At 72.0% G+C, this 6,417-nt stretch carries 5 protein-coding genes; 2 read left to right on the plus strand and 3 right to left on the minus strand.

Going from position 1 to position 6,417, the window contains the following annotated elements:
- Positions 1-978, minus strand: a 978-nt coding sequence (trpD, locus tag B0E53_RS31870) for an anthranilate phosphoribosyltransferase (RefSeq protein WP_107079364.1), incomplete at its 3' end; no start/stop codon positions are given.
- A 110-nt stretch (positions 979-1,088) separates the two neighbouring features.
- Between trpD and B0E53_RS31875 the strand changes: the two genes are divergently transcribed.
- Positions 1,089-2,507, plus strand: coding sequence for a PLP-dependent aminotransferase family protein (locus B0E53_RS31875; protein WP_107079365.1), 1,419 nt, complete (start codon positions 1,089-1,091; stop codon positions 2,505-2,507).
- Between the two features lie 38 nt (positions 2,508-2,545).
- Here the strand turns inward: B0E53_RS31875 and B0E53_RS31880 are convergent, their stop codons facing one another.
- Both B0E53_RS31880 and B0E53_RS31885 read right to left on the minus strand, forming a co-directional pair.
- Entirely contained in the window at positions 2,546-3,124 is a 579-nt protein-coding gene (locus tag B0E53_RS31880) for an aminodeoxychorismate/anthranilate synthase component II (protein ID WP_107079366.1), read from the minus strand.
- Positions 3,121-4,644: an anthranilate synthase component I family protein gene (locus tag B0E53_RS31885; protein ID WP_107079367.1), complete on the minus strand. Its 1,524-nt coding sequence runs from the start codon at positions 4,642-4,644 to the stop codon at positions 3,121-3,123. Before B0E53_RS31885 ends, B0E53_RS31880 begins: the two co-directional genes overlap by 4 nt.
- A gap of 268 nt (positions 4,645-4,912) precedes the next feature.
- Here B0E53_RS31885 and B0E53_RS31890 point away from each other — a divergent pair, with 268 nt between their 5' ends.
- Positions 4,913-6,325: a 3-deoxy-7-phosphoheptulonate synthase class II gene (locus tag B0E53_RS31890; RefSeq protein WP_107079368.1), complete on the plus strand. Its 1,413-nt coding sequence runs from the start codon at positions 4,913-4,915 to the stop codon at positions 6,323-6,325.
- Positions 6,326-6,417: the final 92 nt, after the last annotated feature.

The raw sequence follows: 6,417 nt of genomic DNA on the forward strand, positions 1-6,417 counted from the left end.
GCTCTCTGCGGCGCTGCGCACACCCGCCGCCAGCCGGGCGGTCACCGACTCGTCGGTCGGCCGGGCCGCCGCGATCCCGGCCGCCGCCGCGAGCAGCACCGCGTCGCGGACCGGGCCGGTCGACCCGGCCAGCACCTCGCCCACGACCCGCGCGCTGTCCTGCGGCCCGGAGGTGCGCAGCGCTGCCAACGGGGAGTAACTGATGCCGATGTCGCGCGGGTCGAAGATCTCCTCGTGCACCGTCCCGTCCTGCACCACCCAGACCCGGGACATCGTGGTCACGGTCAACTCGTCCAGCCCGTCGTCACCACGGAACACCAGCGCGTTCCCGCCGCCACCGGCGATCACCCCGGCGACCAGCGGGCCGGCCCGCAGGTCGGCGACGCCGATCGCGTGGGCGGTCGGTCGGGCCGGATTGGACATCGGCCCGAGCAGGTTGAACGCGGTGGGGACGCCCAGTTCCCGGCGGACGGGGGCGGCGTGCCGCATCGCCGGGTGGAACACCGGCGCGAAACAGAACCCGATGCCCACCTGGTCGACCAGCGTCGCCACGTCGGCGGCCGAGAGCGGCAGCGGCACACCGAGGTGTTCCAGCACGTCGGCGGAGCCGCTCGACGACGACACCGACCGGTTGCCGTGCTTGACCACCCGGAGCCCGGCACCGGCGACGACGATCGACGCCATCGTGGAGATGTTCACCGTCCGGGCGCCGTCCCCGCCGGTGCCGACGATGTCGACGGTCGGGCCCGCGACGGGCACCGGGACCGCGTGCGCGTACATCGTCCGCAACAGCCCTTCGACCTCGGCGACGGTCTCCCCCTTGGCGCGCAGCGCCACCAGGAAGGCCGCCAGCCGGGCCGGCCCGACCGCGCCCCGCATCACCTCGTCCATCGCCCACGCGGTGTCCTGCGCGGTCAGATCCTCGCGCCGCAGCAGGGCGCTCATCAGAACGGCCCAGCGCCGATCGGTCTCGGTCATCGGTTGCCCCCTCGGGTCCTCCTGCCCACTGTCGGATCGGACGTCGCGGCATGCCAGACCACCCCGACGTCGTACGGCCGGTCCACTTTCCGCATCACGGGAGCGGCGTGATGACCTGGCGGCTGTTCATCCACGTCGATCGGAACTCCGGTGCCCCGTTGACCGCGCAGATCCACGACGCCATCCAACGGGAGATCACCGCCGGATCGCTGCGACCGGCCACCCGGCTGCCATCCAGCCGGCAGCTCGCCGCGGACCTGGAGGTCTCCCGCAGCGTCGTGGTGGAGGCGTACGACCGGTTGATCGCCGAGGGCTACCTGGAAGCGGTACGGGGATCGGGCACCCGCGTCGCCCGGCACATCACGCCGGTGCCGGCCCGGCCCGAGCCGGCGGAGCACGCCGCGGCGCAGTCCGTCCGGTTCGATCTGCGGCCGGACGCGGGCAACGGGGTCCACTTCCCGCACAGCGACTGGCTGGCCGCGTACGAGCGGGCGGTGCGGTCGGTCCGCCTGCCCGATCTGCACCGGCCACCGCCGTTCGGCGTCGAGGCGCTGCGCACCGAACTCGCCGGCTACCTGGGCCGGGTGGTGGGGGTCCGGGCTGGCCCCGGGCAGACACTGGTCACCGCCGGTTTCTCGGCGGCGCTGCGACTGTTGAGCATCTCGCTGCGCCGGATCGGCATCGACCACCTCGGCGTGGAGGACCCGGGCCACCCCCGGCACCGGGGCATCGCCGCCCGGTTCGGCCAGCGCCTGCACCCGGTGCCCGTCGACGCCAGCGGGATCAACGTACGTGCGCTCGCCCGCAGCGGGGTGCGGGCAGTGCTGACGACCCCCGCCCACCAGTTCCCGACCGGGGTCACGATGAGTCGGGACCGCCGGGAGCAGCTGCTGCGGTGGGCACACGACACCGGCGCGTGGATCATCGAGGTGGACCATGACGGCGACCTGTGGATGGAGGCGCGGCCCCGGCCACTGGCCCTGCAACGCGAGGCACCCGACCGGGTCGTCTACGCCGGCACGGCCAGCACGATCCTCGGCCCGGGGCTGCGGGTGGGCTGGCTGTGCGTCCCGCCCACCCTGTCGCCCGTCCTCGACCGGGTCGGCGCCGAGCGGGAATTCGCCGGCGACAGCCTGACCCAGCTGGCCTTCGCCGAGTTCATCCGCAGCGGGCTGCTGGACCGCCACGCGCGACGCATGCGGGCCCGCTGCCGGGTGCGCCGCGAGGCGCTCACCCAGGCGGTCGGCCGGCATCTGCCCGAGGCCTGCATGAGCGGTTCGGCGGCCGGGCTGTACGCATACCTGAGACTTCCCGCGCACGTCGACGAAGCCGCACTGGTGGACGGCGCGGCCGGTCGCTCGGTGCTGATCGCGGGCGGCCGGTCCTGCAGCGTCAGCGGACCGCCGACCGCCGCCTTGGTCGTCGGGTACGCCGGGCTGCCCAGGTCGGGGTTGTTCGAGGCGATCCGCGCCATCGGAGAGACGGTCGCGGAGGTGCCCGGCCGGCCCTGTCTGCGGCACACCGCCTGACGGACCGGCTGCGCCGCCTGACGGACCGGCCGGACCGGTCAGACCACCGCCACCGAGGTGGTCAGGAAGTTCTCCAGCAGACGGATGCCGTCGACGGTGGTGATGCTCTCCGGGTGGAACTGGATGCCCTCCACCGGGAGGTGCCGATGCCGTACGCCCATGACGAACCCGTCGTCGGTGGAGTGGGCGGTCGCCTCCAGCACCTCCGGCAGCGGCTCGCCGATCACCAGCGAGTGGTAACGGGTGGCGACCATGTCCGGCGCCACGCCGGTGAAGACGCCGCGCCCGTCGTGCCGGACGACGCTGGTGCGGCCGTGCATCGGCCGGCCGGAGACCCGCACCTCGGCACCGAAGGCCATCCCGATGGCCTGGTGGCCGAGGCACACCCCGAGCACTGGCACCTGGTCGGCGAAGAGCCGTACCAGCTCGACGTGACCGGAGTCGGCCGGATGCCCCGGGCCGGGCCCGAGAACGACCGCGTCCGGCCCCCAGGCCAGCAGGTCGGCCTCCGGCAGGGTCTTCGCCCGTACGGTCTCGGCCTGCACGCCGAGATCCCGCAGGTACTGCTGGATGATGTGGACGAAGCTATCGTAGGCATCGATGAGAAGCACCTTCACGGCAGCAGCTCCTCTCCGGTCAGGGCCCAGTAGGCGGCGGACATCTTGTGGAGGGTTTCGGCCCATTCCCCCTCGGGGTCGGACTGGGCCACGATCCCGGCCGAGCTCTGCGTCGAGTACCGGGCGCCGTCGAAGCGGACGGTGCGGATGCAGAGGGCCAGCTCGCTCCAGCCACGCGCGTCGACCAGACCGACCGTGCCCGCGTAGCTGCCCCGGTCGTCCCGCTCGATCTCGTTGATGATCTCCATGGCCCGCAGTTTCGGGGCGCCGGTCATCGTGCCCGCCGGGAAGGTCGCCCGCAGCGCCGTCCAGACGTCCGTGGCCGGATCCATCCGGGCCGAGACGGTCGACACGAGGTGGAAGACGTGGGAGAAGGTCTCCACCGCCATCAGCCGGTCGACGGCCAGGCTGTGCGGGCGGGCGACCCGACTGACGTCGTTGCGGCACAGGTCGACCAGCATGATGTGCTCGGCCCGTTCCTTCGTGCTGGCGAGCAGTGCCTGCACACGTTCGTCGTTTCCCCGCCCGGACGGGTCGCGGCGGGTGGTGCCGGCGATCGGCCGCATCACCAGCAGGTCCCCCTCGGTGCGGAAGAGCAGCTCCGGGCTGGCGCCGATCAGAATGGAGCCGGCGTACGGCAGGAGGTACATGTGCGGCGAGGGGTTGCGTGACCGCAGCCGGCGGTACACCTCCAGCGGGGTCAGCGACGTCCGCACGTCGATCCGGTGGCCGACCTGGATCTGGTAGATGTCGCCGACGTGGATGTGCTCCAAGCAGCGGCGCACCCAGCCGAGGAAGGTCTCCCGGTCGACGTTGTCGCTGACCTCGTCGGGGGTCGGCGCGGCCGGCACCGCCGCCGTCTCCCCGGCCGCCTCCGGCGCCGACGGCACGCCCGGGGAGGCGGGGAAGTCCGGGTTGTCGCCGCGCAAGTGCCGGATCCGGCCGGACCGGGCCTCGAACCAGACCGAGTGCTGGAACAGGGTCAGCGTCAGATCCGGCAGGTCACTCTCGGGCCGGGGAGGCAGGTCCTCCATGTGCCAGGCGGCGCCGTAGCCGGCGGTGAGGAGGAAACCGAAGGCGTACGCCTGCGTGGGTTCGTCGGTCACCACGTCGAAGAGGCGTTGGGTGTGTCGCAGCAGCTCCCAGACGCTCTCCGCCCGGTCGAACGTCCACCGGTCGGGTCCATCCGTGCGGAACCCGAGTCCGGTGGCCAGCCGCCGCAGCGCTGCCACGATGGTGGGCACCCCGTCGAACTCCAGGTGTCCCGGGTGCAGCCGGACCTGCGCGAGGCGACCCCAACCGACCACCGAACCCCGTCGCAGCGGCTCCGGCCCGGAGAGGCTCTCCAGCAGGAACACCTGGTCGGTGCCGAGGCTGGCGGCAAGGGAGGCGTAGAGCTCCAGCGGATCGCGCGCGGCCAAATCCGTCGATCGCACCGTGACCGGCACCCTCGCCTGGTCGAGCAGGCCCTGCGACGGCACTGCGTCGCGATCCGTCCGGGCGGCTTCACTGGTCGGCATCACATCCCCCTTCACCGCTGCCAGCCAAGCAGGTGGTACCGGGGGACCCCAGACCATTCGTCGGTCCGCGAACCGGTCCACTTCCCCGCCGCAGCGTCCGTCGTGGTGGCGAAAGAGCAGGTCACCACGGGGATGCAGACAGCTCGGCCAGGCCGGTCAGGTGAACCGCGAAGGGTTTGACGGGGCCCGGTCCGCTGGGCCTACGCTCAACTTCGCCGATCCATGACCCGTCTCACCAGACCATGCTCTGCCGACGTGGAAGGCTCCCATGACCATCGCCTTGCAGGCTCCTGCGCACCACGCCTCTACCCCCATCGCCCGCCCGGCCGACCACTGGCGCGACCGGCCGGTCGCCCAGGCACCGGACTGGCCGGACCGTGACCTGCTGGACCGGGTGGTCGGTCAGCTCAGCACCGCGTCGACACTGGTGTCACCGCAGGAGTGCGACGACTTGACGACCCGGATCGCGCAGGTCGCCCGCGGGGAAGCGTTCCTGTTCCAGGGTGGTGACTGCGCCGAGACGTTCCAGGGCAACTCGTCCCTGGCGATCCGCCGGAAGCTGGAAACCCTGCTCCAGATCGCGGTGGTCCTCACGTACGCCGGCTCGCTGCCGGTCGTCAAGATCGGGCGGATGGCGGGACAGTTCGCCAAACCACGGTCGCTGCCGACGGAGACCCGCGACGCTGTGACGCTGCCGGCCTACCGTGGCGACGCGGTCAACGGCGTCGAGTTCACCGCCGAGGCCCGCCGGCCCGACCCCCGCCGCCTGCACGAGATGTACCAGGCCTCGGCGGCGACGATCGCGGTCATCCGGGCCTTCCTGACCGGCGGGTACGCCGACCTGCGTCAGGTGCACGCCTGGAATCAGGACTTCGTCGCGCGCTCGCCGGTCGGCCAGCGCTACGAGCGCCTCGCCGACGACATCGACCAGGCGCTGAGCTTCGTGCAGGCCTGCAACATGGACCTGACCGGTACCCGCAGCGTCGACCTGTACACCAGCCACGAGGGCCTGCTGCTTGACTACGAGGAGGCCCTGACCCGGACGGATCCCCGCAGCGGTCGGCGGTACGCCGGCAGCGGTCACCTGCTGTGGCTGGGCGAGCGCACCCGGCAGCTCGACGGTGCCCACCTGGCGTACCTGACCACCATCGACAACCCCATCGCCGTCAAGCTGGGGCCGAAGACCACCCCCGACGAGGTGGCCGCCTACATCGACCTGCTGGACCCGCACCGCCGGCCCGGCCGACTGACCTTCATCGCCCGGATGGGCGCCGAGATCATCCGCGACCGGCTTCCGGCGCTTGTCGAGGCGGCCGGGTCCGTCGGCGGCACGGTCATCTGGGTCAGTGACCCGATGCACGGCAACACGATCACCGCGCCGAGCGGGCACAAGACCCGGCGCTTCGACGACATCCTCGACGAGGTGACGGGCTTCTTCGAGGTGCACGCCGCGCTGGGTACCCACCCGGGTGGCCTGCACATCGAGCTGACCGGCGACGATGTCGCCGAGTGCGTCGGCGGTGGGGAACCGGTCGCCTTCGACGACCTGCACGCCGGTTACGAGTCGGCGTGTGACCCTCGGCTGAACCGCAGCCAGTCGATCGACCTGGCCTTCCGTACGGCGGAACTGCTGCACACCCACTTCCGGGCGGCCCGGGCTCCGGCCACGCTCCGCGCTTGACCGCCGACTCCCGGTTAGTAGTGCTTTGTTAGGTTGTTGTGGCGTGTCGCTTGTATGATCGTCGTGGTGGTGTTTGGCTGCGGTGCGTGGAT

The organism is Micromonospora sp. MH33, assembly GCF_003013775.1.
Taxonomy (GTDB): Bacteria; Actinomycetota; Actinomycetes; order Mycobacteriales; family Micromonosporaceae; genus Micromonospora; species Micromonospora fulviviridis.

Bases quoted from the DNA above. Each gene is read 5' to 3' on its own strand.
- B0E53_RS31875 (WP_107079365.1), top strand. From the start codon at position 1,089: ATGACCTGGCGGCTGTTCATCCACGTCGATCGGAACTCCGGTGCCCCG.
- B0E53_RS31885 (WP_107079367.1), bottom strand. From the start codon at position 4,644: ATGCCGACCAGTGAAGCCGCCCGGACGGATCGCGACGCAGTGCCGTCG.
- B0E53_RS31890 (WP_107079368.1), top strand. From the start codon at position 4,913: ATGACCATCGCCTTGCAGGCTCCTGCGCACCACGCCTCTACCCCCATC.